This is a genomic window from Chryseobacterium foetidum (assembly GCF_025457425.1).
Classification (GTDB): Bacteria; Bacteroidota; Bacteroidia; order Flavobacteriales; family Weeksellaceae; genus Chryseobacterium; species Chryseobacterium foetidum.
In genome coordinates, this window is sequence record NZ_JAMXIA010000001.1 from 2,352,525 (window position 1) to 2,376,943 (window position 24,419).

General features: G+C 35.5%; 25 protein-coding genes. All 25 read right to left on the bottom strand.

Annotated features, from left to right (window positions below; all coding sequences use genetic code 11):
* Positions 1 to 33 precede the first annotated feature (33 nt).
* Positions 34 to 1,122 (bottom strand): hypothetical protein, encoded by a 1,089-nt coding sequence (locus NG809_RS11105; RefSeq protein ID WP_262150637.1) that lies wholly within the window; start codon positions 1,120 to 1,122, stop codon positions 34 to 36.
* Positions 1,112 to 2,059, bottom strand: coding sequence for a glycosyltransferase family 2 protein (locus NG809_RS11110; RefSeq protein WP_262150639.1), 948 nt, complete (start codon positions 2,057 to 2,059; stop codon positions 1,112 to 1,114). The genes NG809_RS11105 and NG809_RS11110 overlap by 11 nt, the downstream gene beginning before the upstream one ends.
* Positions 2,056 to 3,204 (bottom strand): glycosyltransferase family 4 protein, encoded by a 1,149-nt coding sequence (locus tag NG809_RS11115; protein ID WP_262150641.1) that lies wholly within the window; start codon positions 3,202 to 3,204, stop codon positions 2,056 to 2,058. The genes NG809_RS11110 and NG809_RS11115 overlap by 4 nt, the downstream gene beginning before the upstream one ends.
* A 1-nt stretch (position 3,205) precedes the next feature.
* Positions 3,206 to 5,008, bottom strand: a complete 1,803-nt coding sequence (gene asnB, locus NG809_RS11120; RefSeq protein WP_262150643.1) for an asparagine synthase (glutamine-hydrolyzing) — start codon at positions 5,006 to 5,008, stop codon at positions 3,206 to 3,208.
* 57 nt (positions 5,009 to 5,065) lie between these two features.
* Positions 5,066 to 5,881 carry an FkbM family methyltransferase gene (locus NG809_RS11125; RefSeq protein WP_262150645.1) on the bottom strand — a complete coding sequence of 272 codons (816 nt, stop codon included), beginning with the start codon at positions 5,879 to 5,881 and terminating at the stop codon, positions 5,066 to 5,068.
* A 25-nt stretch (positions 5,882 to 5,906) separates the two neighbouring features.
* Positions 5,907 to 6,869 (bottom strand): glycosyltransferase family protein, encoded by a 963-nt coding sequence (locus tag NG809_RS11130; protein ID WP_262150647.1) that lies wholly within the window; start codon positions 6,867 to 6,869, stop codon positions 5,907 to 5,909.
* Positions 6,870 to 6,873: 4 nt separating this feature from the next.
* Positions 6,874 to 7,665, bottom strand: a complete 792-nt coding sequence (locus tag NG809_RS11135; RefSeq protein WP_262150649.1) for a glycosyltransferase family 2 protein — start codon at positions 7,663 to 7,665, stop codon at positions 6,874 to 6,876.
* Positions 7,666 to 7,674: 9 nt separating this feature from the next.
* The gene (locus tag NG809_RS11140; RefSeq protein WP_262150651.1) at positions 7,675 to 8,631 is read right to left on the bottom strand and encodes a glycosyltransferase family 2 protein; all 957 of its coding nucleotides are present in this window, start codon (positions 8,629 to 8,631) and stop codon (positions 7,675 to 7,677) included.
* Positions 8,632 to 8,634: 3 nt separating this feature from the next.
* The gene (locus NG809_RS11145; protein ID WP_262150652.1) at positions 8,635 to 9,321 is read right to left on the bottom strand and encodes an NAD-dependent epimerase/dehydratase family protein; all 687 of its coding nucleotides are present in this window, start codon (positions 9,319 to 9,321) and stop codon (positions 8,635 to 8,637) included.
* Between the two features lie 6 nt (positions 9,322 to 9,327).
* Positions 9,328 to 10,260: a glycosyltransferase family 2 protein gene (locus tag NG809_RS11150; RefSeq protein ID WP_262150654.1), complete on the bottom strand. Its 933-nt coding sequence runs from the start codon at positions 10,258 to 10,260 to the stop codon at positions 9,328 to 9,330.
* A 16-nt stretch (positions 10,261 to 10,276) separates the two neighbouring features.
* On the bottom strand, positions 10,277 to 11,221 hold the full coding sequence (locus tag NG809_RS11155; RefSeq protein WP_262150655.1) for a glycosyltransferase family 2 protein: 945 nt from the start codon (positions 11,219 to 11,221) through the stop codon (positions 10,277 to 10,279).
* A complete protein-coding gene (locus NG809_RS11160; protein WP_262150657.1) occupies positions 11,218 to 12,042 on the bottom strand; it encodes a glycosyltransferase family 2 protein in 825 nt (274 codons plus the stop codon). Before NG809_RS11160 ends, NG809_RS11155 begins: the two co-directional genes overlap by 4 nt.
* A gap of 373 nt (positions 12,043 to 12,415) precedes the next feature.
* Complete coding sequence (locus NG809_RS11165) at positions 12,416 to 12,943, bottom strand: hypothetical protein (RefSeq protein WP_262150659.1); 528 nt, start codon at positions 12,941 to 12,943, stop codon at positions 12,416 to 12,418.
* Positions 12,944 to 13,230: 287 nt separating this feature from the next.
* Positions 13,231 to 14,139, bottom strand: a complete 909-nt coding sequence (locus tag NG809_RS11170; RefSeq protein WP_262150661.1) for a glycosyltransferase family A protein — start codon at positions 14,137 to 14,139, stop codon at positions 13,231 to 13,233.
* Positions 14,136 to 15,005, bottom strand: coding sequence for a glycosyltransferase family 2 protein (locus tag NG809_RS11175; RefSeq protein ID WP_262150662.1), 870 nt, complete (start codon positions 15,003 to 15,005; stop codon positions 14,136 to 14,138). The genes NG809_RS11170 and NG809_RS11175 overlap by 4 nt, the downstream gene beginning before the upstream one ends.
* A complete protein-coding gene (locus NG809_RS11180) occupies positions 14,990 to 15,880 on the bottom strand; it encodes a glycosyltransferase (RefSeq protein ID WP_262150664.1) in 891 nt (296 codons plus the stop codon). The genes NG809_RS11175 and NG809_RS11180 overlap by 16 nt, the downstream gene beginning before the upstream one ends.
* A 20-nt stretch (positions 15,881 to 15,900) precedes the next feature.
* The gene (locus NG809_RS11185) at positions 15,901 to 16,830 is read right to left on the bottom strand and encodes a glycoside hydrolase family protein (protein ID WP_262150665.1); all 930 of its coding nucleotides are present in this window, start codon (positions 16,828 to 16,830) and stop codon (positions 15,901 to 15,903) included.
* Positions 16,831 to 16,833: 3 nt separating this feature from the next.
* Positions 16,834 to 17,514 (bottom strand): acetyltransferase, encoded by a 681-nt coding sequence (locus NG809_RS11190; protein WP_262150667.1) that lies wholly within the window; start codon positions 17,512 to 17,514, stop codon positions 16,834 to 16,836.
* Between the two features lie 6 nt (positions 17,515 to 17,520).
* Positions 17,521 to 18,228 (bottom strand): WbqC family protein, encoded by a 708-nt coding sequence (locus NG809_RS11195; protein ID WP_262150668.1) that lies wholly within the window; start codon positions 18,226 to 18,228, stop codon positions 17,521 to 17,523.
* A 3-nt stretch (positions 18,229 to 18,231) separates the two neighbouring features.
* Complete coding sequence (locus NG809_RS11200) at positions 18,232 to 19,314, bottom strand: DegT/DnrJ/EryC1/StrS family aminotransferase (protein ID WP_262150670.1); 1,083 nt, start codon at positions 19,312 to 19,314, stop codon at positions 18,232 to 18,234.
* 6 nt (positions 19,315 to 19,320) lie between these two features.
* Positions 19,321 to 20,511 carry an ABC transporter ATP-binding protein gene (locus NG809_RS11205; protein ID WP_262150671.1) on the bottom strand — a complete coding sequence of 397 codons (1,191 nt, stop codon included), beginning with the start codon at positions 20,509 to 20,511 and terminating at the stop codon, positions 19,321 to 19,323.
* 1 nt (position 20,512) lies between these two features.
* The gene (locus NG809_RS11210) at positions 20,513 to 21,355 is read right to left on the bottom strand and encodes an ABC transporter permease (RefSeq protein ID WP_262150673.1); all 843 of its coding nucleotides are present in this window, start codon (positions 21,353 to 21,355) and stop codon (positions 20,513 to 20,515) included.
* A gap of 172 nt (positions 21,356 to 21,527) precedes the next feature.
* Entirely contained in the window at positions 21,528 to 22,388 is an 861-nt protein-coding gene (rfbA, locus tag NG809_RS11215; protein WP_262150674.1) for a glucose-1-phosphate thymidylyltransferase RfbA, read from the bottom strand.
* A 64-nt stretch (positions 22,389 to 22,452) separates the two neighbouring features.
* Positions 22,453 to 22,833 (bottom strand): GxxExxY protein, encoded by a 381-nt coding sequence (locus NG809_RS11220; RefSeq protein ID WP_262150675.1) that lies wholly within the window; start codon positions 22,831 to 22,833, stop codon positions 22,453 to 22,455.
* A gap of 18 nt (positions 22,834 to 22,851) precedes the next feature.
* Positions 22,852 to 23,943 carry a dTDP-glucose 4,6-dehydratase gene (gene rfbB / locus NG809_RS11225; protein WP_262150678.1) on the bottom strand — a complete coding sequence of 364 codons (1,092 nt, stop codon included), beginning with the start codon at positions 23,941 to 23,943 and terminating at the stop codon, positions 22,852 to 22,854.
* Positions 23,944 to 24,419 lie beyond the last annotated feature (476 nt).

Genomic DNA, 24,419 nt, shown 5'->3' on the forward strand with positions numbered 1-24,419 from the left:
GATACTGTAAAAGTGAGAAGTTCCAGCTCTGATTTATACATAAAATCTATAGTCTTTAAACCTGATACTTCTGTGCTCTGCCTGAAGATATATTGTATTTTTTTCTTTAATATTTTGATTAGCAGCAGTTACCACATTTATGGGTGAAAGAAATTCATTATAATAAGCTAAAGCATTTTGTCTCATTTTAATAATTTCATCCTCAGGAAGATTAAAAATTTCTTCTGAAACAATTTTCTCAAGATTCTCCAAACCTTCAAAAATAATCGCGTTCACATTATTTTCTAAATGAGGATACATTACTTCTGCATATTCCTTTTCAATCAAAGGTATGGTTCCCACAGACATTGCTTCTACAACATTGTGGCACAGTGGCATCACAACACCGGGACAGCAAAGATAAAAGTTAAAATAAGACAATAATTCTCTTATTTCCCTCATTTCTATCTGAAAATTTTCTTTGATGGCAAAAGTAAATTTTTCATTTAAATCTGAATTTCCCTCAATGATTTCTTCTCTGGAATTGATCGATAAAAATTGCTGTTTTTCTTTGAAAAAAGATAAAAGTTCTGTTCTCGGAATTACCTTAAAATCAGTTTTTTCTATCTCTGAATAGGCTTTCTGATCAAAATTTCCATAGCAGAATACCGAATTTAACCTCTTCCGGTCTGTTTTAACTTTCATATTCCAGATTTCTTTATGATACATCAAAGGATGAAAACTCATCGGAATATGAAAAGCATCAGAAACCCGATTGTTTTGTTCAAAATAATGGCTGAAATAATCTGCACTGAACATTTGATCATTGATTTCGATAAATTGATCGGGGAGTTTGTTTTTATTAACAGACAAAAAGTTTTTCTCTCTCACAATCAATGCGAGATACTGATCTTTATTTCTGAGATTTCTGAATTTTGAAAAACTCAGCGGATAGTAGATATTATAGCCCGAAATTTTATAAAATTTTAAAAGCAGATAAAAAAAACGGTGATACAATTGTGGGTTTTCAAAATTAACCAAAAGATTATTCTGGCTCGTAGGCGGATCGTAAGAATTCAGCTCACGAAAAGCAACCCAATCACTGACGAGTTTTTTAGCCTGATTTATTTTCTTACGAATCATGGTGTTTATTTAAAGCATGAAAACGGTATCTCGTTTTTAAAATTTTCGGGTTGAAAAGTGCAGCCAAAAAGAAAGAAAACCATTTTTTTAATCCTTTTTCATGGGCGGTTTTAAAACTGAGATAGTTAAGTTTTATTTTTTCAGAATATGGATTTTTTAATTTTACTTCTTTACTCCACAAATAAAGCGATCCGTGAAGAGCAGCCATATTTTTGTAGTACTGAGACGAATACAGCTTCAGTTTTGTAATTCTGTTATCGTCATGAACACCTCTTATCGCTACAGCCTGATTAATGATGCCTGTTTTAAGATAACATCTGTAGGCAAGCTTAAAAATAAAATCAGAATCCTGATGCACACGGAGGTTTTTATTAAAACGCAAATTCGATTTTTCTACCGCAGTTTTTCGAAGCGTAAGTGTATTCAAATGAAAAAAATGACCGAAAGGTTTCGGTGTCAATCCCAAAAGTCCTTTGAAGACATCAATTCCTTCTGCATCAAAGTTTACTGTTGTCAATTTGCTGTCTTTAAATTTTTCCCGGTACTCTTCCTTTCCTTTTTCCGAAAGAAATTCTACACCAATGGCTCCAAAAACGCCCTCAACTTTTTCGTCTTTGAAAATAATTCTTTCAGCATCAAAACGGTTCGGAAGGTAATAATCATCGGCATCTAAAAAAGCAAAAAACTCCTGCGAAGATTTCTCCAAACCTAAATTTCTCGTTGAAGCAGCGCCGTGATTTCCTTTGTCAGGATGTTGATAAAGTTTTACCCGAAAATCCTTTTTTACAAGCTGATTACAGATTTCCAGTGAATTGTCTGTAGAGCAGTCATCAATCAAAAGAATCTCTTTCACCTCATCAAAAAACAAAGCAGAATCTACCGCTTTCTCCAAAAAAGCGGCGGCATTGTAAACCGGAATGATGACTGATATATTCATGCTCTGTCGTAAATTTCTTTTAATTTTACTTCAAATTTCTCAGGGTCGTGCATTTCCCTGATTCTCTTCACCGAATTTTCTGATTTTACAATTAGATTTTCCGGATGCTCAAAAATACCATTTAAAATTTCCTCAAGCTGATTTTTCAGGGTTGTTTTTAAATTTTCCTTTTGTTCATCGGTAAAATAAAGCGCCTGTTTCAGTCGGTTTTGCGGCAGATGAATCAGCCAGCCACAATTTTCATTATTGATTTCCGGCAAAGCTCTGATGTCTGTTGTGATGACGGGAACTCCTGCAGCCTGCATTTCGAGGACAGAAAATCCGTACGTATCTGACCAGGTAGGCAAAATTCCAACGTGGGATTTTTTGATTAATTCTAAAACCTGCTCATTCGGAATGTTTTCATATAGATCAATCCAGTCTTCTTTTTTTAAAGCTTCTTTGGTTTCAAGAGCTTCTCTTTCGGTGACTTTTGTTACGTAATGATCTGTTTTAAATGACGAAATCAGGATCAGTTTAAACCGATGTTTTTCTTTTAATTTCCTGAAGACTTCCACCATTTCAACGCCGCCTTTCAAATGAAACTGGGTTCCTACAAAAATAAATTGCAGGGTTTCAGTTTCATTGTAAATTTCAATATTGTTCCTTGGAATGATATTTTGAGAGGGATGAATTACAGAAAGTTTGCTTTTCACCTGATCTGCAATCTCCGGATAATGTTTCAGTAATTCTAATTGAATGTTAGCAGAAGCTTGGCTTATCGCAATAATTCCTAAGCAGTTTTTCTTTGCAATTTGTTCAAAAGCATTTTTCGTTTTCTCGTTGATTTGATGAGAAGGTTCGGTTTTTTGATGGTCATTTTTGGTTTCAGCAAATCGGGGAACCAATGTTTCGAATGAAGCCATCCATTTTTGAGAGGAATAATTGATATCGTTATAAAGATGAAGAATATCGATTTTGGGTTTCTGATAGAAGAAATATTTCCCTTCAAAATTTAATTTCTTTCTGAAAATCAGTTTTTTAATCGTTGAGAGCGTATGAAAGAGATTGTTGTTTTTCCGTAAAACCAAATATTCTGCTCCGGAAATTTTATTTAAAATATTCCGCCTGATGGGGTAGCCGTTTTCTGCAATACCAATTTTCATTTTACAGCAGATTTTTTTTATTATTTTCAAACCAAAGCGCCAAAACCAGAAGACTCCAGTGTTGAAGCTGCTGATTCAGTTTTTTCTGAACTTCATTAAAATCTAAATAATTAAAGATAAAACTTTCACGGTTTTCCAAAAGATTTGTGCTTAATTCCTGAAGTTCAGTTTCTTTAAACCATTCATTCACGGAAGCCGCAAAACCATTTTTCCCACGTTTTGCAATTTCTTCGGTCCACATTTGGGAATAGGCCTTTCTTAAGATAATTTTATCTTCACTCTTATTTACTTTGTACTGCCAGGGAAGCTGAATGCAGAATTCCGCAAAATCAATGTCCAAAAATGGGATTCTTACTTCTACAGAATTGTACATTGAAGTTCTGTCGCCCTTCAGCAGCATGTTTCCGGGGACATATTTTTCCAGATCGATTCTCATTAAATCATTAAAATCTTTTCCGGTGGGCTCAAAACTGAAATCCTGTCCGGGAATTTTTTCATTGAGTCCCAAATTTTTTATTTCGGATGAGGTAAAATAATTTCTGACTTTATTCTGGTGATAATCAATCGTGTCGTTATATTGTGCACGATGTTGTCTTTCGGATCCTATATTTTTAAATTGATTTGCTAAAAGAAACATTTTTGAAAGATAAGCGGGATAAAACCCTTTCTGGGAAAGATCTATATTATATTTATAAAAAGTATATCCACCAAATAATTCATCGCCCACATCGCCTGAAAGAACTACTTTCAGATTTTTGGATGCTTCTTTAAAAATAAGATGAGTAGGAAGCAGCGAAGAATCCATCAGCGGTTCATCCATGTAAGAATAAACTTCCTTCAGCGTTTCTGAAATTTTTTGTTTCTTATCTAGAAGAATATGATGATCGGTTTCGTATTTGTCTGCAATCGCTTTTGCGTAGGGCATTTCATTCAAATCGCCGCTTTCATATCCGTAAACTAATGTTTTGAGATTCTTTTTATATTTCGAAGCAACCGCCACAATCGTGCTGGAATCTAAACCTCCTGAAAGAAAGGAACCTACCGGAACATCGGCAACCAGCTGTTTTTTAACTGCATTATCCAGTAAATATCTGAATTTTTCTATGCTTTCCTCTAAACTTAATTGAGAAGTTTCAGTCGGAATTGTCCAGTAGGGTTGGGTTTTAATCTTTCCGTTTTTCAGAATTAAAGTGTGGGCAGGCTTCAGGTTAAAAATATTTTTATAAATCGTTTTGTGAGGATGAATGTATCCGTTTTTCAGGTAGTAAGCAATCTGAGCTTGATCAATTTCGGGCTTTACCAATTCTGAAGCAATGATCTGTTTGATTTCTGAAGCAAAAATAAATTCCCCGTTTTTACCAGTTGCATAATAAAATGGTTTTTCTCCAAAACGGTCTCTGGCGCAGAAAAGTTCCTGTTTTTTTTCGTCCCAAATCGCAAAAGCAAACATTCCCGGAAGTTCATTAATGAGATTTTCCTGTTTTTTCTGATACATCGCAAGAATAACTTCTGTATCTGAAGCGCCTTTGTAAGGATAGTCTGAATATTTAGCTTTAATTTCCTGATAACCGTAAATTTCCCCATTCAGAACAATGCATTCGTTTTGTGTAGACGAAAACATGGGCTGTTTTCCGTTTTCAGAGAGATCAATAATCGAAAGTCTGCGGTGTCCCAAAGCAGCATGATCAAAAAATTCATGATCTGCAGAATCGGGACCACGATAAGCGATGACATCGGTCATTTTACCGATTTCTTCGGTATAATTTCGGGCGTTGGGTGAGATGATTCCTGCTATTCCGCACATGGTTTTAAAAATTTATCGCTTTAAAAATGTTATTATACTCCTGTGGAAGGAGTGTTTTTATAATGGTTTCAAAATCCAGTTTCCTGTCTGGTTTAATTCTACACTGTCTTTATCCAGGGGTTTGTTTGAATTTCCTTTAAAAATCTGATAATTGTTTTCTAAAATAAAGTCTGTTAATTCCTTTGAAGAATGAGTTCCTTCTCTGTCTATACATGTGGGACTGAATTCTAAAAAGATAGTGGGTCTGTTTTTAAGAAATAGTTCTTTATTGCCTAGAATGACAACAGCCTCATACCCTTCAACATCAATTTTAACAACATCAAACCGCTGCTCTTTTGGTAAAACATTGCTTAGCAAATCTATTTTTACCTGAAGCAATTTTGCTGATTTACTATTCTGTAAAAATGAACTCGCTCCTGTATTTGCAGGATTAAAATAAAAGCTTTTTGTTTCCTTTTTGTTTCCTATCGCCACATTTTGAAGTACGATATTTTTATAATTGTTTGCTTTTATACTGTTCTGAAATTCTGTATAAATTTCAGATATGGGTTCAAAAGCAAATATCCGCTTGCAGTAAGGTGCCAGAATTAAACTGTGCTGTCCAATATTGCTGCCAATATCCAGCATCACCAAATCTTTGTTAAGTGTATTTCTGATATTATCAATCACATCTTTTTCATAGATACCTTCTGTGAAAATATAGTTGTCAACATATCCAAATTTTTTATTTAAGAATATTTTTGTTGATGTATTATTGTATTTTATTTTAAACAACGTTCTGTTATCCAGGAAAGTGATGTTTTTTTTTCGTTTAATGAAGTTTATAATTCCTTCCTGAAGAACGGTGGATGATAATGATTTGAAAGGATTCATATCTGTTTTTAATTTATTTCAGTTATCAGTCTATAAATACATTTTTAAAAATATCCATCACGGGCTCCGGCAAAAACTTTTCGTAAGCCGTTTTCGGAGACAGACTGAGATCTGAATCAAGAATAATTTCTTTCAGATCTTTTTTGTCATGATAAAGATAAGCTTGTCCTTCCAGCTGCGAAATATGAGCTTTTTCCGGTGAATTTGCGAAAGTAATCACGGGCTTTCCCTTCACGGCAAATTCTGCGACCGTAATTCCGAAAGTTTCGCCTCTCTCTCTACCGTGAAGCAAAGCATTACAGGTATTGATAAATTTCTGTTTTACAGGAATTTCTGCACTTGGCGGGAGAAAAATAATATTTTTTAAGGATGACTTCCACCACTTTTCTTTGATGAAAGAATTGACGCCCATGAAAATGAAGTAAATATCTTTATATTGAGATGCAATTTTCTCTACAGTTTTCTGTACAAAGGCAATATTAAAACTCTCTGATCCACCATGATATCCAAACACTTTTGCGGTTTTGGGAATACTGAGTTCTGCTCTCATATCTTCTGAAACTTCTTCTTCAAAATTAACCATGTGCGGCACGAAAGGGTATTGAGAGCCTGAAACTTCCTCGCTCAGCCATTGAGAAACATAAGCATACACATCACCGTGAGGTTCAAGATGCTTAAAAATAGTGTGAATACCACATTTGCATTCTTTGGTAAGAATATTATCAGGGTTGCCGTTTTTGATGGCGTAAAAAAGATCGACATTGTTTTTTCTGATATACTGATCCACTTCGCTGAAGTCTGAATAGCCGAAAACATTGAAGCGTTTTTCAAATTTTTCGATTCCGAGAGGGTGGTTGCTGGGTACGGTTTTATTATAGATAATCAGAGATTCGTTTCCAAGATATTTTTCATTAAAATCTGCGTAGTCATACAATGCGATGGACGTTCCCCTGTAATTGAGTTCATTTTCGTGGAAAAGTATTTTCATTGATTTATCTCTTGATTTTATTTTTAAGTTTAGACATTATTTTTCTGAAAAAACTCTTTTTTGGATATTTTTTCAGGTCATTATGGGTAAAAAGACCCTCACCCTGTGCTATTCTGAAGTTCTGCTTCACCCACCATGATGCAATATTTCTTTCAAAGGATACAGATTCGCCTGCAAAAGGAAGGATGGTGTCCAACAGGAAATGTCTGTTGATGAGAAAAGGATTGTTCGTCCAGTTCGCCCATCTTGAGGTGGTCACAAATTCATCTCCATCTTTCTGAATCTTATCGGGGAATTTTTCTGCGGGATCCAGCCAGTGGAGAGATTCCAAAAGGTGAGGCGAGGTGCATTCGTGCCAGTCATCGTAATAATTGAGTTCGTTGCCTTTGTGGGTTATTGAAAATAACGGATGCCCAGGATTTTTACGGCTTCTGAAGCGTACTACATCAAATCCATTGTGAATTTTTGAAAGCCCACTTTTGAGTCTGTTACGCGTGTTTTCTTTTTTCTCTATAAGCTCCCAGTCGTTTTCCAGGAAAAGAATATTTTCAAATACAGCATTTTCTGCCAGAAACGTGATACCATTTCCTATTCCCACATTTTCCTTCAGACCAATATATTTTAGTTTAAATTTTTCGGCAATGGCTTTATCAGCGTCTGTCACCTCCTGAAAAAGGATCACAATATCATCAGAAAGATCGAGAAGACCGTTCTTTTTATAGGATTTGAGCGTATTGTGTAAAGTTTTTAAATTGTTCCAGGAAAGGATTCCAATACTCACCGGCAGTTTTTCCATAGGTCAGCTTCAATCTAGTTTAAGAAAAGGGTGTTTTGCTGTAAGCGAGATTTTTCGGAGATCTTCAATTTCCTTAAAGCGGTTTTGAAAATATTTAAGCTGTTCCATGTAGAAATCCGATTCAGATTTATTGCCTTTCAGACGAAGCTTAATGATATTGGAATAAAACTCTTTCTTTTCATTTTTGATATTATAGTAATAACCTGGGTTGAGATATCTCGTTTCCCTTTGCATACGGATAGAAAGTCTTCTCTGCTGAAGGTTATATACCTCATCTTCATTTTCTGTTTTTGCAAAAGACTGCACTTTGGCGTCATGCACCACCTTGCTGTGTGGGCAGACCACAATTTTGTATTCAAAATAATGAACGCGGTTGACATACTCATAATCTTCAGCACCATGAAAAAAATACGGATTGAAACCTCCTATTTTTTCAATGACATTTCTTGGTATAAACCAATGCGCAGCATTCACAAAGTTGATTTCGTACCAAGGCTTTGTATTTCCTATAAAAATATCAGAAAAAATTCTGTTGTCTTTTGTTTCTCTACCCAGATAATTTTCAAAATGAAGATCAAACCTCTTTTCTGTTCCATCGAGGTGCATGGGGCTCAAAATTGCCAGTTTTTCCGGTTCCGGATGTGCGGCATACGCATCAAGCAGTTTCTGAATAGAATCTTCAAAAATCCATGCATCCTGATTCATCAGGTAGAAAAAATCTGCTCCTGCTTTATGAGCCATTGCAATCCCGGTGTTGTTGGCTATCCCGAAGCCTCCATTGGTTTCAGACTGTACAAGCTCTACCTCGGGAAAGTTTTCCTGAATATATTTCTGAGTGCCGTCTGATGACCCATTATCTACCACAATGGTGTGTAGTGGTACTGAAGATTTCCTCAGACTGCTGAAGCACCTTTCAGTCCATTTCATGGCATTGTATGAGACAATAATTACGTATACTTTAGGCATGTTTTATCTGTTTTTATAATATTTAGTAATCAGGTTCACCAGATACTGTTCTTTATCGGTAAGATTATTTTTCCTGAAATAATCTTCGATTTTAGAAACTTCAATCTCATATCCGGAACCTTCGTTCTGAAGCTGCAATAGTGGCTCTGTAAGTAACACTTTCGAAATAGCTTCTGTGATTTCAATGATTGAAAAATTCTGTAGATAGGCAAGGTTGATAATTTGGTTTGAGCTGAAGTTTTCAAGAATGTTTTTTGTAATGGCACACACGTCGCTTACATCAATGAGATTTCTTGTAGCTTTTGTGTGAAGCGTAATTTTTGCCTTATTTTTTATTTCCCTCACCAGATAATTTACCAGAAGATTCGGGTTGCCTCCGTGTCCTACAGCATTGCTTATTCTTAAAATAAAATAGCGCTCGCACAGATCTGAAATAATCTGTTCCATTTTGAGCTTATGCAGAACGTAGTGGCTGTTGTTTTTGGAAGAATCATAAATGCTGCATGTAGAGAAATAAACAAAGGTTTTATCTGGATTTTCTTCTATATTTTTTTTCAGAAGAGCGTGTTCCCGCTCAAATTCAGAACTTCTTGTTTCCAGTGAATTGGAAACACCTGATGCGAAAAAAAGAACACCATCAGAATCGATGCTTTGTAGGGATTTTGCGATAAGTCCGTTGCCTGTAATCATTTGTAGTTATATAAAACCGTTATTCAGTTTCTTAATATTATATTTTTGCATCACAGTGTGATGTGTCCATTTTATAATATTGTAGAGTTTGAAAGGACGGAGTGTAAATTTAGATAAAATATTATAAAAAGCATAGCCTGCGGCAGCCCTGTAAAAGTTTGTCCTGCTGACTGTTTTCGGATAAGTCATGAGGGTATAATAAAAATACGCCATCAATTTTGAAGTTCCGTATTCTGAATTATGTTTTTTGATAAAAGGTACAATTGCAAAGTCTTTCTTCATCACTTCATAAGGCACGTTCTTGGAAATGCTGCCCTGAAACTGTCTGTAGGCTGCAGTTTCTTCTGACATATATTTTACATCACCAAAACATCCTGCAAGTAAATACAGACCGCGGTCAGCAGAAATAATATCGGTTGGAAAATCAGCCTGCAGGATTTCTTTTCTGAAAAAGAAAGTAGAAGTCTGGAAAATGGATAAATCTGTAAGATCTTCCTTTTTTAAAATTCTCGCAGGTCGGTCTGAGTAACTGTGGCTTTCCTTATCCACATCCTCATAAATAACTCTTGAATTGCTGCCTGCAGCAGAAAGAAGACTGTTTTTTTCCAGAAGGTCAAACTGCTTCTGAAGTTTTAAACTGTCGATCCAGTAATCATCACCATCCAGTACGGCGATGTACTTTCCTCTGGCTTGTGAAAAAGTAAACAGTGTGTTTTTTACATATCCTAAATTCGGATTGTTTTTAAAATAACGGATTGTTTTGCCTTTAGAATGGGTTTCTGCGATATGATGAATGATATTTTCAGTTGCATCAGAAGAATTATCGTTGCCGATGATAATTTCGTACCTGCCAGAAAATTCCTGTGCAAAAATACTCTCAAGACATTTCCCAATGTATTTTTCGTGATTATAAGTGGTGATACAGATACTTACGTCCATTGCTACGATGTAATATTTAATGTTTGAAAAGATCAGCCGGTTTTAAATCTAAATACTGATGGCGAACACATTGCAGAATGTATTTTTTTCTTTTGAAAAATGAGAGGGTAGACAGGTATCTGTTTCTGTTTTCAATAAAAACGGTGTATAGCGGCGTTTTCTTTACATCCTCGTTGGGATAAAGGTGCTGATATTTTTTGATGGCCAATAACGAAGGCCCCACCATCTGATGAAAATCCGGATTTTCTTTGGGTTGCGTCTGTTTGTTTTCAGGACTCTTCGCCGCTTCACGGAGACCGCAAACCTGTTCCTCATGCTGACGGTAGAACGACAGAACTGCCGGGATAAAACCCAGTTTCGCTTTAGCAGCCAGTTTTTGAGCAATAAAGTAATCGTGGGCAATTTCAAAATTACTTAATTCGTACTGCTTTAATGCTGTCCTTCTAACAGCCAGTGCACAACCCAAAACGAAGCTTCCCAGTATTTGCTGTTGCACAAACAGAGTATTGTTTATGATATTTTCTTTTATGAATTCATAAGAAATATGTTTCCAGTTGAGGTAAGAAGGTTCAAGTATTTTTTTACTGTTATCTATAATTGCCAAATCATTAAAAACTCCGTCATATTGTGGGTTTTCAAGAAAGAAAGTTTGAGTAGCTTCAATCTTGTTGGGTTTCCAGATGTCATCCTGATCACTCGTTATAATAAAATCTCCGCTACAGGCATAGATGGCTTTTTCAAAATTTTTGAAATACCCCAGATTCGTCTCATTGACCATGATTTTAAATAAGCCGGGGCTTTTCAGCTGATATTCCTTCAAAATCTCCATGGTACTATCCTGTGATCCGTCATCACAAATCACGATTTCATCTGCTTTCACAGTCTGGCTGAGGATGCTGTCCAGCTGTTCAGCAAGATATTTTTCTCCGTTATAGGTGCAGATGGCTACTGATATGGTCATATTTTCAGGAGATTAAAAATTTTATCGACAAACTGGTGTCTTTTGCTGGTGAGGATCTTTTTCAATTGCTGATTTTGCTTATCTAATTTTCTTTTCTCAAAAAAAATATCTGCAAATGATTTTATATTGTCAAGATAGAGTTCAGGGTATTTTTTACAAAGATATTTTCTGATGTTGAGGTCTTCTTCCTGCATAGCCACAGTGTTTCTTGAAGTACTTTTTATTCTGTACTTAAAACCTGAGTAGTTGATTTTTTTTACTTTAAGATCTGCGCGTTTCAGGTTGAGCATTCCTAACCAAAAATCCCAGTCTTCATAACCCTTTAGCATGGATTCATCGAAACCTTCGGTGTTTTTCCAGTCTTGTTTTTTAAAGAAAGCGGTACAGAAAATCTGGTTTTCTAAAAGGATTTCGACAGCGTTGAAATCATCAACTATAATCTCCCCCTGTTTTTCTCCAAAGTATTCTCCTTTACAGTAAACAATGTCATTGTCTGAAAATTCTTTTGATGCCAAATCTAAATATTGGTTGGAGATTCTGTCGTCCCCATCCAACGGTAAAATCCATTCTCCGGCAGCTTTATCAATCCCAAAATTTCTTGCTGCAGAGACACCTCTGTTTTCTTTTCTGAAATATTTGAAGCGGGAATTCCGTTCAGCCCAGCTCTTTGCGATTTCTCCTGTATGGTCAGGCGAACCGTCATCTACAATGATGCATTCCCAGTTTTGGTAGGTTTGGTCAATTACAGACTGCAGACATTCGTCCAGATAATCAGCCTGATTGTAACAGGGAACGATAATGGAAATAAGAGTTTGGGACATACCGTGTTTTTCAACCGCAAAGATATTAAAATTAGGAAATTAACAGGGCGTATTAAGAGGTTTTAATCTGATCTGGATTTGATTTAATTTACATTCAGTTGGCTTCAGACCGTTCACAAAGGGTTCCAGCCAGTTCAAAAGTGGTCATGCCCCGTTATATAAGAGGTTGAGGCTGCTTCAGAACTGGGGATACGCCCCCTTGCGAAAGGGGGTAGGGTGCTTCCGAAGAGGGTGCGGGCAGTTTGGTAAAGGGGCAGGTGTGGTCCGGAGTGGTCTCCAGGGACTTGTACAAGTGGCTGAGTATACTGTAAGAATAAAAAAACTGCCTCAGGATACTGAGGCAGCGGGATATCTGATGCAGATCTTCTTTCAGTTATTCGTCTTTTTCACTGCTTTTCTCTTCGTTATTTTCCATTTTTCTACGGTTGGGTTCTGTGATTTCTCCTGTGGTGGAGCTGATAAAGAACTGTCGCATATCTTCATAAAGAAAAGTCGTTCCCGGAACATTCTCACCAGCCAGATATTTTATGTTTCTGTAGAAGGTGATGGCGTTGTGGTAGTTGTCATGATCCAGCAGTGTTTTGGTGTCAGATAATTGTTCCAATATAGAAGACATTCTCTGATACCTTGCTTCTAACTGTGCGCGGGCAGTAAAATCTCTGTCAAACTCGGGTTTGTCTATGAAAACAGGAACGTGCTGCGGATACTGTTCCATAATTCCTTTTGCTTTGTTGACGAAGAGTTTGTTTTGCTCCGCAATACGCCCGTGCTGTTGTCTCTGTTCGGGTGTAAGATGGATGGTTTTACCCAGTAAAACTGCTTCAAACATGGTTAAAGCCTGATCCATTTGTGCAAGTTCAGCTTCTGTGAAAATTACACTTAGCAAATTGTTGAGTGCCATATTAAAAAATTTTGTTTGTTAATGTCTCTCGAAACTAATAAAAAAAACATGACGTACATCATGTTTTAGGGAATATTATTTTATGTTAAATTGCAGTTTCTCTGTCGTTTATGTACTGGTAAAATATTTATTTTGATATTTTAGTGGGAGTATAAATTTATGGTTTAAAAGATGAAAAAAATATGCAGATTATTTTGAATAATCTGCATGTGAAATTTTTTTAGTTGGGTATTTTGATGAGCCCAAGACTGTGTAAAAGTTTTACCAGTCTGTACTTTTTAAGATGATTAATTATTATGAATTTTTTTTATGTAGAAAATTTTGCGAAGGGTTTTCAGAAATGCAATAATCCCGTTTCTTTTTAAGACCTGGAAAGCAATCAGATATTTTACAGGAAAGTTCTCGATGTGTGCCTTGTACAGGTATTGATCTGTGATCTCGTTGATAAAAATTGATGGAAATATTGAAGTGTTTTCTAAAATAATTTTTTCACGAAAAATCTGGATGGCAAATTCTTTGTCTCGATCGAATTTTGACGAACCTGATATGCTGGATGTAGAAATTCTGACCGATACCTTTGTATTCATATTGTAAAAGATTCTTTTGTATCCGGAAAACTGAAGCAGTGCCAGATCGTCACTTCCCCATGCTAGAGGCAATTGCTGAAATCTAAATTTTCTCCACATTTTTGTTGTAAAAATGTTTTCTGAAAGGCTGCTTTTTACTTCACCAGAATATTTTTTCATGATGAAATGTACAGATTCTAAAAAATATTCTTTATAATTAAAAGATTCCAACAGATTGTTATTTTTATCAATCCAATCATGGGTAGTTTTAAATGCAGTAATATTTTCTTTTTCTAAAACTGGTAAACTTTTGTAAAATTCATCAACAAAATTATTTGCAATCATATCATCATCGCCCAAAATCTGAAACCATTCTTCCTTTACATTGTCGAGAATACGTTCCCATTGAAGAGCAAGATTTTTACTTCCTAAATTATCTTTATACTCAAAATAGATAAACTGATCTGAACTGAAGTATTTTGTGATCAGAGGAAGAGGATTATGCGGGCTTGCATCGTTCCCGATATATAAGACAAAATTTTTATCACTCTGTCGAGCGACAGACTTCAGTGTTTCTTCAAAAAAATCAATCTTGTAGTAAGGTATTACGATGGCGAGTTTCCGTTTCATGGAAAAATTTTATAACGAAGTAAAATCAATTTTCTTAGCAGTGGATATTTTTTTACAAGATAATATTTTGCTTTTTTTCTGTCAATGTAGAGGATATGTTTAGTGTACAAAAGATTCAAAATAATGTCTCCTTCGTATAATTTTGATTGTGTATTTACATTAGATGCCTGCTCGTCATGATGCCTGAATTTCATTAATTTTTCTGGTATAATTCCAATATCATAATAAGCGAGTACCCGAAGCCAGTATTCATAATCTAAAATCTGTTTAGACTTTATATTAAAGGGGCCTACACGGCTGTAAAGTTTTCTTGTAAATAGACTTACGCACGGCTCGCCGATAATATTGTCAATGGAGTATCTTTCAAAATTCAGAGTTCTTAAATGCTTTCTTTTTAATATGACAAATTTGTTAATCTCCATACCTGCGGGTTTCTGCAGATCGTTAAAGTTTTCATACCAACTCCCTTCAGTAATTTCATTTGAATTCTGATCTATGATTTTCCTTTTAGAAACAACAATTTCGAGCTTATGACTTATTAGATGTTGCACCATTGATTCTAAACATTCAGGTACCATCACATCGTCTTGAAAGAGTATTTTTATATAAAAACCATTAGATTTTTCAATAGAATTATTCCAGTTAGCACCAATACCAGATGGAATATGAGAATGTATATGAACCGGAAAATTTACTTCGCGTTTAAATTGCGCACAGATTTCGAGGGTGCGGTCTTTTGATTGGTCATCGGAAATGATTACTTCAATGTTTTTATAGGTCTGTTGTTTGATGGAATCTAAACTTTCTTGAAGGTACTTTTCGCCGTTATATGTTGGAATGCATATGGATATTAATTTGTCTTCCATATTTTACTAAAAATTTTTATTTTTAAAAGTTGAAGTATATGTCCTATATACATTTTTTTAGAAATGAGATGCAAATCTCTATAATCGGCATCAAGAATAATTTTTTTAGTTACTGTCGCTTCTTCTAAAAGTAACCTTACTTGATTTTCAAGATTTTGTTTTACAACTGCGTTGTTTTTGAAATACATTATCAAATAAGTAATGGTGTACACGGTTTTCAATATCTGTGTTTTCACATCCTGTTTGCTCCAAATCCCGCTTCCAATTCTGTAGCAAGCCATTTTTTCAGGGAAATATTTTATTTTTCCATACTGTGCATTTATTAAATGCAGAGGATAATCGCCAATCGGGCAGAACTCGAAAAATTCTGGAAGTCGAGAATAATTTTTTCTAAAAACCACAGAAGGGGTATGGATAAAATTTACTTTTGAAAGATCTTCTATTGTATATACTTTTTCTGAAGATTCCGACTTAAGGATTCTCTCGTGTCTCGTTTTTCCTTCTACATCAACTTCTTCAATATTATGAAAGCATACACTAAAATCTCTGTTATCTTCCAAAAAGGTTATCTGCTTTTGAAGTTTTAATGGATCGGTCCAGTAGTCGTCGCCGTCACATAAAGAAATATATTCACCATCGCACATATTTAAAGTAGATACAAAGTTTTCTTTGCCTGGAATTCCAATACCTCTTTTTTCTCTTAAGTTTAACTTAATTAAGTTCGGGTACTGCAATGCATATTTTTGCAGTAATTCTCTTGTACCATCTGTCGAAAGATCATCGCCGATAACAATCTCAAAATCAAAATTAGTTTGTTGCATTAAGATCCCATCAATACATTGTGAAATGTAGTTGACGTGGTTGTATGTAATCACATGACAACTAACTTTTTTTATTAGTCCTCCCATTCTGCGTATCCTATGCCTGTCTTACCAAAGCCATTACCATTATAAAAAAGGAATTTTCGGTTTTCGACTTCGATTACTGAAGGGTAAGTCTGCATAGTAGAATCCCATCCTTCAGCAGAAAAATCAATTCCTGCTTGTTTATCATTTCTGGTCCAATTCAGACCATCTTGAGATTCTGCGTATCCAATTCTGTAACTTTCTTTACCATCCCGATAATCAAACGATCCACGATAAGTAAACCACATTTTGTATAACGAATCTTCATATATTACTGTAGGTCTTGCTGTACATTGGTATTTTTCTGCAGGAGGAATACAGGTAATATTCGGACGTTCCCAATTGATACCATCTGTTGAATAAGCATATTTAATTTCATAGAGTGGCTCGGGTTTACCTTCGCTATTTACAAAACCAGTGCTTGAGGCATACCACATCAACCATTTTTCGTCTTGTTTAAAGACACATGGTGAAGCGGTGAAGAATGGCTCATCTCTATTTCTTTCAACAATAGCTCCTCTAAATGCTTTTTGAAACGTTTTACCGTTGTCATTACTTATTGCTAAACCTATAGCATTCCGGTAAGGTACCATAACACTAGCATTCCATCCTACATAATAAAGATATAAACATGTTTCTGAAACACGAACAATAGAACAGGGCATTATGCCACCATCATCAAAAGTTCCCAACTCACCCAGTTCCAAAATAGGAGTTTCGTGAATGTAAAGTATTTTTTTGGGATTTTCTGCTGATACATCAATGTAAGTAGGGATGCTTTTACCTTCAGAATTCCTTGGTGCGTAGTAAATGCGAATAGTTTGATCATCTAAAAGGACTGCGGTGGGAACACATGAGTGGGAAACCATCCACTCATTGTAATTATCTATGCTATGTATTCTGCCTTTTTTCTGCCACATAAATTAGCCGTTTGTTTTATGAGAAATACTGTCAATGTCGATACTCTTGGTATCTCTCATTGTAGATTTTGCTCCTAACCAAATACTGTATTCAGGAGTATCTTTAGTAATTATAGCGCCCATTCCAATTAATGAAGCTTTACCAATATTAGTTTCATCCCTTACCGTAGCATTTACACCGAAGAATGAATTTTCACCAATTTCACAACATCCGGAAATTACAACGTGTGAAGTTATAAAAACATGATCGTGGATGTTTGTGTGATGACCTATGTGATTACCACTCCATAAGACACAATTGTCTCCAATAGTAACGAATGGCTGTATAGTATTGTCTTCGAAAATAAAACAGTTTTCACCCACAGTTAAATCTGGCCATGTGCTTGCTTTGCTGGATACATAGCTCACGCAACTGTAACCTTTTTCTTTTGCCTCTTCAAACTTTCTTTTTCTCAAGAAACTCATTTGCTTGAAGCTTATTGGTAAAAATATTTTGTATTCAGACGGTGGGTAAAGTTTTTCCACCTCTTCAAATGAAACGACCGGTAAACCTCTAAATTCATTGTCTGTGATGTAGTCGCTGTCTAAAGTGAAAGCTACAACTTCATGTGGTGAATCATGTGTAAAATAAAAATGTGCTAAACTTGCTAATTGGCTCGTTCCGAAGATTACAATTTTTTCCATAATATTTTAGTTTATTAATTCGTATTGATTTAACATTATTTGTATCTCATCAACGCTATTAAACATCAACACGTCAATGATAGAGAGGTAAGGTACAAATTCATTTTTAAATTGCTGATATTCTTCTGACAAGTTTTTAATGAAATTTAATTCAATTCCCTCATTTAAAAAACTATTTTTCTCATACAATTCCTGACCTCCAATAGAGTTGATATAATGTGTAGCTTTTTCTATTTTGCAAATGTTGAAGAGCCTGACTTCCTTTTTTAAATCTGTATTATTGTAAGATTGGGAAGAAGTTTTAAATTCTGTAGTAATTTGTAAGTACTTAGACACCTTTTTAATGCTGTCAATTGCGATCACACTTATTGTAGTTGGATGTTGTGAAAATACAGATAATATTAAATTATAAATCTGCTCAAAAAAGGGTGCATTCTTATAATTCTGAGTAATAGACAGTAAAAATTTCATTCTCCACTTATCGTATAACTTTTTACTTATCTCTGTATCTTTAATTTTTGTGAAAGAATCTGCCTTTTCTAAAGGTATTGAAAACATAAAACTTTTGCCGTTGACAAGAACTTTATTTCTATTGATCCAACCTTGTTTTATAAAATTAACGTCATCATAAAAAATAAACTTATCCACTGCATTAATCATTTGAAAATATGCAATATGAGGAAATATATAAGGTTGCATTATTGCAATTTTCATGTATTAATTATTTTGAGTTCGCAATAGTAATCTGCAGATCAAATCAACTTCCTCAAAAGTTAGATCATAAAATAAAGGAAGGCAAAGAACCTTCGATGAAATACTATCTGTTGTTACCAAAGCTCGTTTTTCTATATAAGGTAAGGTGCTTGCTAAAGATGGATAGAAGTATCGTCTGCTAAAAATTTCATTGTGCAAAAGTTGGCTCATGCATTCTAACATTAATGCTTCTGTTTCAAATATAACAGGATAGTATGAATGGTTGTTTTCCGATTGCAAACTCCAGATTGGTCGTCTTGCTTTTAAAGTTTTTAAATTACTGTCGTATCGTAAACTAAGTTCTTTTCTTTTTTGATGAATTTTTTCTATGTATTTCAAATTGGCAAGTCCCATTGCAGCATGAAATTCGGAGTTTTTCCCATTAAGCCCCAGTTCTGCAAAAGTATCATAACCTGAGATCCCAAAATTTCTTATATATGCCAGCTTTTTAAGCATATCAGGATCTTTTGTAATTATCAAGCCTCCTTCGATGGAATGATATAGCTTTGTCGCATGCAATGAGCATGTAGAAATATCACCGAATTCAAAAATTGATTTGCCATTGACTTTTACACCAAAGGCGTGGGCAGCATCGTAAATCACTTTCAGATTATGCTTCTTTGCAATCTTTTCAATTTGTTCCACATCACAAGGATTGCCATAGACATGTGTAGCTAAGATAGCTGAAGTCTTTTCTGTGATAGCTGCTTCAATTTTCGAAGCATCAATATTTAGAGAGTTTTGATCAATGTCTACAAACACGGGCTTACAATTTTCCCATACGATACAACTTGTAGTAGCAACAAACGAAAAAGGGGTAGTGATAATTTCTCCTTTTAGATCAAGTGCTTTGATTGCCATCTGTAATGCAACAGTACCATTGGTGACAAATAATAAGTGACTAACTTTAAGATGTTCTTTAAGTTCCATTTCTAGCTGGCTGGCTAAAGGTCCCATGTTAGTAAGCCATTTTCTAGTCCAGATACCATCCAGATACTTTTGATATTCTTCATGAGGAGGAAGAAAGGGTTGCGTTACAGGAATCATTCTTTTTTAATTTAAAGTGATTGTATTTTCTGACTCCAATTCTATTGGAATCCATTGTTCTTCGTCACCACTAACAATGAATTCTAAAATATTATTAATTCGGAGGTGTGGAGAAAAATCATATATACTTAAGTCGACTATATATTTGCCTAATGTGAATAATGGGTTTTTGATCGTTACTAAATATGTTAAAATACTTTTTTCCGGTGAGAATTTCATTTCGGTCTTTACATAAACGCCTGCAATAGGCCGTTGCTCCTTGTCTTTAACCTCTAAGTATAAAGTTGGCAATTTTTGTAGTTCTTTTTTTATTTTGAACACAAAAGTTAACTGAAAATCATTATTCCGATGGACTGTATTATGTAGCAAATTGGTTTCTTTTGAAACTAGTTCTAATGTACCATCGTCGAACACAGTGTTTTCAGCATTGTTTGAAAATTTATTATAATATAATTGAACGCCTTTGCCAATTTCTTTTCCGTAATATTCCACCTTTCCGTGATCCATTAAGATGATTTCATTGCAAATTCTTGAAACCATTGGCATACTGTGAGATACAAAGATAACAGCAGTATGAGGTAGTAGTTCATCAATTTTTTGAAAACACTTTAAAACAAATCCTAAATCTCCTACGGCTAATACCTCATCAATAATCAATACATCAGGTTCAAGATGCGCGGCAATTGCAAATCCTAATCGTACTTTCATCCCAGAAGAATAATTCTGAATTGGCATATCAATAAATTCCCCAATCTCTGAAAACTCAACGATAGAATCTATTCGTTCTTCAACTTCCTTTTTTGTAAAACCTAGAATAGAAGCATTGTTATAAATATTCTCTCTTCCTGTAAGTATTGGATTAAAGCCTGCGCCCAATTCAATAAGTGCACCGATCTTGCCTCTCAGCGTAATCTGCCCTTTATCTGGGGCATAAAGGCCATTTAAAACTTTGAGCAAAGTGCTTTTTCCGGCACCGTTGTGGCCGATCAAGCCGATACATTCTCCTCTGCGAAGTTCGAAACTGATGTCTTTTACAGCCCAGAATTCCTTAGGACGAAGATCTTTGTTGATCTTTATTCCTAATGTACTTTTGATAATATCCGATGCTCCGTATTTAAGCGAAGATTTTAGATCCATCGAAAATTTCTTGGATACATTCTGCACAGAAACTAAAACTTCTTTGTCTTCATTCTTCATCTTATCCTCCGATTTTTTCGATTATAATTGGCATTGATTTTCTAAAAATTACCATTCCCACCAATATTACTATGAAACTGATTCCGGCCAGCACCAGAGAAAATGTAATGTTTTCCAGCTGCATATTGGTTAAACTGCTTCTTGCATCATTAAAAAGAAAAGTGAGCGGATTGAAGTGAAACAGCTTTTTGAACAGTCCCTTGGCAGGCACTGCATACACAACAGGAGTAATATACATTATAAAAGAAACTCCGGTAGTAACTATTTTACTGATGTCTGTATAAATAAGCCCAATTGGAGTAAACAGCAATCCTAAACTGAGGGAAAATGCAATAATTACCGCTAAAATTAATGGGAAATAAAGAATGCCAACCCCTGGATTGATTCCGTACACTACAAGGACTCCGGCAATTAATATCAACTTTAAAATGAGATTGAATATCATTTTATAAAGCCCGGACATTAAAAGTGCTTCTTTCGGAAAATTGATTTTAGACAGCAAACCTCTGGCTCCATTCACTGACGTTAGAGGAATAAACAGTGTCTCACTGAAAATACTCCACAGCGTTGTTCCTATCACTACAAACGCAATATAAGGAATGCTTTGATCTGCGTTAACATTTACAGTTCCTGAACTGCTTAGAAAAATCCAGACTAAAGAATTGGTGATGATTGGCATAAATGCCCAGAAAAATCCTAAAAATGATTGTCGGTACTGCGACTGCAAATCTCTTTTAGCCATTTGATAAGCCAAAAAATTCGATGACCTGGTATCCTGAAAGATCGATTTCAGTTCCTGGAAAAAATGGGTCTTCTTATCAGATGTGTATACTGTGGTTTTCAAAGAGGGAATTTTTGTTGCAAATTTAGTGTTTTTAAAAGTATAAGAGCCGGAGTGAAAAAGAGCCAAGTCAAAAGTAGAAAGAGCCGGGTGGAATTGTGTTTTGAGGGTTTGGGGTCAGTACTAAAAAAGTTAACCACTAAATCACTAAACAACTATACCACCCTGTTTCCTGCTACTTAATCAATTTCTTGAGATATTCCCCGTAGCCGCTTTTACCGTATTTCGCTGCTGTTTCCAGAAGCTTTTCTTCGTTGATGAAACCGTTTCTGAAAGCGATTTCTTCAATACAGCCGATTTTAAAATCCTGTCTTTTCTCAATAACTCTTACAAATTCTGAAGCGTCATTCAAAGAATCAAAAGTTCCGGTGTCGAGCCATGCCGTTCCTCTGTCGAGTACGCCTACTTCAAGTTTTCCTTTTTGAAGGTAAACGTTGTTAATGTCAGTGATTTCAAGCTCGCCACGTGGGGAAGGCTGAATGTTTTTGGCAATTTCCACTACTTCGTTATCGTAGAAATATAATCCGGGAACTGCGTAGTTTGATTTAGGCTGAGCCGGCTTCTCTTCGATTGAAACTGCTTTCAGGTTTTTATCAAATTCTACCACACCGTATCTTTCAGGATCGGCAACGTGGTATGCGAAAACAACACCTCCATCGGGATTGGTTTTATTTTTTAATAAAGTTCCCATTTCAGAACCGTAGAAAATGTTATCTCCAAGAACCAAAGCGGCAGCATCGTTGCCGATAAACTGTTCGCCCAAAATAAATGCCTGCGCCAATCCGTCCGGACTGGGCTGAACTTTATATTCTATATTACACCCAATCTGCGATCCGTCACCCAAAAGTTTGATGAATCCCGCCTGATCGTGTGGAGTGGTAATGATTAAAATATCTTTTATCCCTGCCAAAAGCAATGTTGACAGCGGATAGTAAATCATCGGTTTGTCGTACACCGGCATCAGCTGCTTGCTTACAGCGATTGTCAGTGGATAAAGTCTTGTACCGGATCCTCCGGCGAGTATTATTCCCTTCATTTTTAGATGCGAATTACACGAATTTTTTCGAATTGTACGAATTCTACTAAATATTCTGTTTTGGTTATAAATTAATTATTCTTTTGTGTTTTAAAGATTTCTCGCCAAAATTGATGAGTAAACCTAATTTTTTATGAGTCGCTTTCAGATAGTTTAATGTCTGTCTGGTGAAACTGTCGTGCAAAAAAGAGACAGATTTAATTTCCAAAATGATGTCATCATAACAGACAAAATCAGCTTTGTACTTTTTATCTAATTTCTCACCGTTAAAAAATAAATCAAGCTTTACTTCCCGCTGATATGGTATATTGTTTTTAATAAATTCCTTTTCCAACAACTCCGCATAAACCGCCTCTAAAAAACCAAATCCCATAATGGAATGAATATTCATACAAATTCCGATAATCTTATAACTTTCGTCCTTGTATATAATTTTCTTTTCCATCAATTAGTGAAATTCGTCTTAATTCGAGTCATTCGTATACTGCGAAGCATAATATTTCTGATAGTCTCCGGAAGTTACATTCTCCAGCCATTCTTTATTATCCAAAAACCAATCGATTGTTTTTCCTAATCCCTGCTCGAATGTTACAGATGGTTTCCAGCCTAAATCTTTATTAAGTTTAGTAGCATCGATGGCATAACGTTTATCGTGACCAGGTCTGTCTTTTACATAAGTGATTAGTTTTTCTGAATGTCCTGCAGGATTTCCAAGCTTTTCATCCATTTGTTTGATGAGTTCTTTTACCAAATCAATATTCTGCCACTCGTTGAAACCTCCGATGTTGTATGTTTCTCCGGTTTTAGATTCATTGAAAATCTGATGGATGGCTTTGGCATGGTCGATTACAAATAACCAGTCTCTTGTATATTTTCCGTCACCGTAGATCGGTAAAGGTTTTTCATTAATGATATTCGAAATACAAAGCGGAATTAGTTTTTCCGGAAAGTGATTAGGACCGTAATTGTTTGAACAGTTGGAAAGGATAAACGGCATTCCGTACGTATTTCCGTAAGCTCTTACCAAATGGTCAGACGCAGCTTTTGATGCTGAATAGGGAGATTGCGGATCGTAAGGAGTGGTTTCTAAAAAAAATCCTGTTTCACCTAAACTTCCGTACACTTCGTCTGTGGAAACGTGGTAGAATAAATTTTTTCTCGGCTCGTTTGGAAATCTTCCGTGCGTGTGATCCGGGTTTAATGTCCAGAATTCGATGCACAGATTCAGAAGATTGGCAGTTCCGTTTACATTCGTGTTGATGAATGCGTTCGGGTCGGTAATGCTTCTGTCTACGTGAGATTCTGCAGCCAAATGCACAACAGCATCAGGATTGTATTTTTCAAAAACCTTTCTTAATTCTTCAGGTTTTGTAATATCTGCTTTTTCGAAAACATAATTGGGTTCGTTTTCGATGTCTTTTAAGTTTTCTAAATTTCCGGCATACGTCAATGCATCAAGATTGATGATTGTAGATTCAGGATTATTTTTTACAAATTCACGAACAACGTGTGATCCAATGAAACCGGCACCTCCGGTGATAATAATGTTTTTCATAAGTCTATGCCTTTTCTTTTTATTCTACAGATTTCGTCTGTGTATTATAATGTTGAACCCTGCCGGGTTCTGAATTATTTTTTGTTTTTTCGTAATCCCATAGGTTTCACCTACGGCTACTGATATTAAACCCTGCGGGGTTTCTGAATTATTTCTTGTCTTTCAAATCCCATAGGTTTTTACCTACGGCTACTGATCTTGAACCCTGCCGGGTTCTGAATTATTTTTTGTTTTTTCGTAATCCCATAGGTTTCACCTACGGCTACTGATATTAAACCCTGCGGGGTTTCTGAATTATTTCTTGTCTTTCAAATCCCATAGGTTTTTACCTACGGCTACTGATCTTGAACCCTGCCGGGTTCTGAATTATTTTTTGTCTTTCAAATTCCATAGGTTTCACCTACGGCTACTGATATTGAACCCTGTCGGGTTCTGAATTATTTTTTGTTTTTTTAAATCCCATAGGTTTCACCTAC

What these genes read in the sequence shown, in the direction of transcription:
- NG809_RS11105 (WP_262150637.1), bottom strand. Translation starts at nt 1,122, where the DNA reads ATGATTCGTAAGAAAATAAATCAGGCTAAAAAACTCGTCAGTGATTGG.
- NG809_RS11110 (WP_262150639.1), bottom strand. Translation starts at nt 2,059, where the DNA reads ATGAATATATCAGTCATCATTCCGGTTTACAATGCCGCCGCTTTTTTG.
- NG809_RS11115 (WP_262150641.1), bottom strand. Translation starts at nt 3,204, where the DNA reads ATGAAAATTGGTATTGCAGAAAACGGCTACCCCATCAGGCGGAATATT.
- asnB (WP_262150643.1), bottom strand. Translation starts at nt 5,008, where the DNA reads ATGTGCGGAATAGCAGGAATCATCTCACCCAACGCCCGAAATTATACC.
- NG809_RS11125 (WP_262150645.1), bottom strand. Translation starts at nt 5,881, where the DNA reads ATGAATCCTTTCAAATCATTATCATCCACCGTTCTTCAGGAAGGAATT.
- NG809_RS11130 (WP_262150647.1), bottom strand. Translation starts at nt 6,869, where the DNA reads ATGAAAATACTTTTCCACGAAAATGAACTCAATTACAGGGGAACGTCC.
- NG809_RS11135 (WP_262150649.1), bottom strand. Translation starts at nt 7,665, where the DNA reads ATGGAAAAACTGCCGGTGAGTATTGGAATCCTTTCCTGGAACAATTTA.
- NG809_RS11140 (WP_262150651.1), bottom strand. Translation starts at nt 8,631, where the DNA reads ATGCCTAAAGTATACGTAATTATTGTCTCATACAATGCCATGAAATGG.
- NG809_RS11145 (WP_262150652.1), bottom strand. Translation starts at nt 9,321, where the DNA reads ATGATTACAGGCAACGGACTTATCGCAAAATCCCTACAAAGCATCGAT.
- NG809_RS11150 (WP_262150654.1), bottom strand. Translation starts at nt 10,260, where the DNA reads ATGGACGTAAGTATCTGTATCACCACTTATAATCACGAAAAATACATT.
- NG809_RS11155 (WP_262150655.1), bottom strand. Translation starts at nt 11,221, where the DNA reads ATGACCATATCAGTAGCCATCTGCACCTATAACGGAGAAAAATATCTT.
- NG809_RS11160 (WP_262150657.1), bottom strand. Translation starts at nt 12,042, where the DNA reads ATGTCCCAAACTCTTATTTCCATTATCGTTCCCTGTTACAATCAGGCT.
- NG809_RS11165 (WP_262150659.1), bottom strand. Translation starts at nt 12,943, where the DNA reads ATGGCACTCAACAATTTGCTAAGTGTAATTTTCACAGAAGCTGAACTT.
- NG809_RS11170 (WP_262150661.1), bottom strand. Translation starts at nt 14,139, where the DNA reads ATGAAACGGAAACTCGCCATCGTAATACCTTACTACAAGATTGATTTT.
- NG809_RS11175 (WP_262150662.1), bottom strand. Translation starts at nt 15,005, where the DNA reads ATGGAAGACAAATTAATATCCATATGCATTCCAACATATAACGGCGAA.
- NG809_RS11185 (WP_262150665.1), bottom strand. Translation starts at nt 16,830, where the DNA reads ATGTGGCAGAAAAAAGGCAGAATACATAGCATAGATAATTACAATGAG.
- NG809_RS11190 (WP_262150667.1), bottom strand. Translation starts at nt 17,514, where the DNA reads ATGGAAAAAATTGTAATCTTCGGAACGAGCCAATTAGCAAGTTTAGCA.
- NG809_RS11195 (WP_262150668.1), bottom strand. Translation starts at nt 18,228, where the DNA reads ATGAAAATTGCAATAATGCAACCTTATATATTTCCTCATATTGCATAT.
- NG809_RS11200 (WP_262150670.1), bottom strand. Translation starts at nt 19,314, where the DNA reads ATGATTCCTGTAACGCAACCCTTTCTTCCTCCTCATGAAGAATATCAA.
- NG809_RS11205 (WP_262150671.1), bottom strand. Translation starts at nt 20,511, where the DNA reads ATGAAGAATGAAGACAAAGAAGTTTTAGTTTCTGTGCAGAATGTATCC.
- rfbA (WP_262150674.1), bottom strand. Translation starts at nt 22,388, where the DNA reads ATGAAGGGAATAATACTCGCCGGAGGATCCGGTACAAGACTTTATCCA.
- NG809_RS11220 (WP_262150675.1), bottom strand. Translation starts at nt 22,833, where the DNA reads ATGGAAAAGAAAATTATATACAAGGACGAAAGTTATAAGATTATCGGA.
- rfbB (WP_262150678.1), bottom strand. Translation starts at nt 23,943, where the DNA reads ATGAAAAACATTATTATCACCGGAGGTGCCGGTTTCATTGGATCACAC.